This window comes from Collimonas sp. NPDC087041 (assembly GCF_044745265.1).
Taxonomy (GTDB): domain Bacteria; phylum Pseudomonadota; class Gammaproteobacteria; order Burkholderiales; family Burkholderiaceae_D; genus Collimonas.
This window is the reverse complement of sequence record NZ_JBIUZX010000029.1, coordinates 1-1,840: the sequence shown is the minus strand read 5'-3', so window position 1 is coordinate 1,840 and position 1,840 is coordinate 1. Positions and strand designations below refer to the sequence as shown.

Below are 1,840 nucleotides of genomic sequence, written 5' to 3'. Positions count from 1 at the left end.
GTAAAGTCGATCATCATGTGTTCTTGCCGCGCCAAGGCTGGGAGCTATTACGAGAGCTGCACACCCTCACGGGTGGCAATACTTATTTGTTCCCGAATCAACGTGAACCCAGCAGGCCGGTAAGCAATGGCGCTATTTTGGCGGCATTGAAGCGCATGGGCTATCAAAACAAGATGACAGGTCATGGCTTCAGATCACTGGCGATGGGCATCATTAAAGAGCGCCTGGGCTTCCGTCATGAAGTAGTGGACCGTCAATTGGCACACCAATCTGGCGACACTTACGGTGAAGCCTATGACCGGGCTGAATTCAAAGAAGAGCGGCGAGTGATGATGCAGCAATACGCCGATTATCTGGATAACATCGGCAGCGCTAAGGTCATCGTAGGTAATTTTAAGCGGGCGTGACGACCGTAGTTTTCCTTCTCAAGACCGCGCTGCAGCGCGGTTTTTTACATCCCATATCATCATGTCCTTATGTTCTTCCGTTATCAAGGTGTTGGAGGCATGGAGGCAGCATAGACAAATACAATAAACCGTTGTTTATATGGATAGTTATTGCTTCCAGAAATAGTAATAATGATGGGAGCGGGATGGAGGCATGTCGGGGGCGATCTGAAATTAGCGGCCAATTGATGCGAATTGGCACGATGAAATTGCTTATTGTGGATGCATAGTAATTCTGCGATCCGATGATATGAATGCGATGCGACTCATGGAATCGCCCATCGCTCGGACAAAATAATTAACAAGATATGAAAAAAAACGACGTACCGGAAAATGGCTTGGAAGAGTTACAGGCAGATAAAACCGTAGGACGGCAAGCCGAAGATGCGCACAGACGTAGAAAAATAATGGAGTTGTTAAGCAAGCAAATGCCATCCCAATCGCCTGCCATGAAGGCGATTGCTGCCAATGCAAAAAAGCTTGCCGAGCGCACTCAGCCAATTCGCGAACTGCAGGCTAGGCTGAAGCCACTAGCTGAACTGCGTCAGTTTGCCAAGCTGGATATCCCGGCTATGAACATATTAAATGTGCGCGACTTACGCAAGGACTTGAATTTACCTAAAAATCTCGCCGACTCAATGATAGCCATTGGGCGTTTGAGTGCTCTAACCAGTATCCGGTCACCTGACGATAGTGCGGCAGAAGTGTTTCGTAATAAGACAAAATTATTTTACGAAGAGAATTGCCAGTTCTTTCTAGCGATGAGTTTGATTGACGCTATCGAAGTGCAAGACGGTGAAGCAATCGATCAGTTAATGCAAAAATCTGATTTTTGCAGCATGACACTTGTTGAACTTGTCAGGATACAAAAACAATCCAGTGAAGATAAGGAAGCCGAGTTGGCGCAAATGACTCATGAGCTGGAGGCGTTACAGATTGAAGCACGTGGCCTTGACGACAAAATGGAAAAAATCAAAGACGGCTTTAAAGCGGCGGCAAGTTATGCAGACAAGCAGATTTTTAATCAATGGGTGGTGGCATCAAACATCGTTGTCCGCAATTTGCCGGAGTTGATGGCAGTATTTCGAGATGCAGAATTGCCATTGCAGAAGACATATACCGAGCAAACCATCAAGGGTTGGTACAAAAAAATCATGCCGACGGTAGCGTTGAGCAATGGCAGGCCAAAAAATAACTAGGTGCGACCCGGTCAAACTACCTTTTACCCGATCAGGGGTAATTTTATTATTATTCGCTAAGGCCAATACTTCTATGCATCCCGTGCAGTACCGCACGGTCTCATATGCAAACAAAGGAGTATTGAACTATGCAGCAACAGCAATCTACCAATCCATTATGGCGCCTACCGACAGTCGTCGCGCAAACCGGCCTAT

At 46.6% G+C, this 1,840-nt stretch carries 2 protein-coding genes; both read left to right on the top strand.

Going from position 1 to position 1,840, the window contains the following annotated elements; genetic code table 11:
• Positions 1-407 (top strand): tyrosine-type recombinase/integrase (locus ACIPF8_RS24500; protein ID WP_400426366.1); only part of this gene is annotated, 407 nt, incomplete at its 5' end.
• Between the two features lie 347 nt (positions 408-754).
• Positions 755-1,645: a hypothetical protein gene (locus tag ACIPF8_RS24495; protein WP_400426364.1), complete on the top strand. Its 891-nt coding sequence runs from the start codon at positions 755-757 to the stop codon at positions 1,643-1,645.
• Positions 1,646-1,840 lie beyond the last annotated feature (195 nt).

What these genes read in the sequence shown, in the direction of transcription:
- ACIPF8_RS24495 (WP_400426364.1), top strand. Translation starts at nt 755, where the DNA reads ATGAAAAAAAACGACGTACCGGAAAATGGCTTGGAAGAGTTACAGGCA.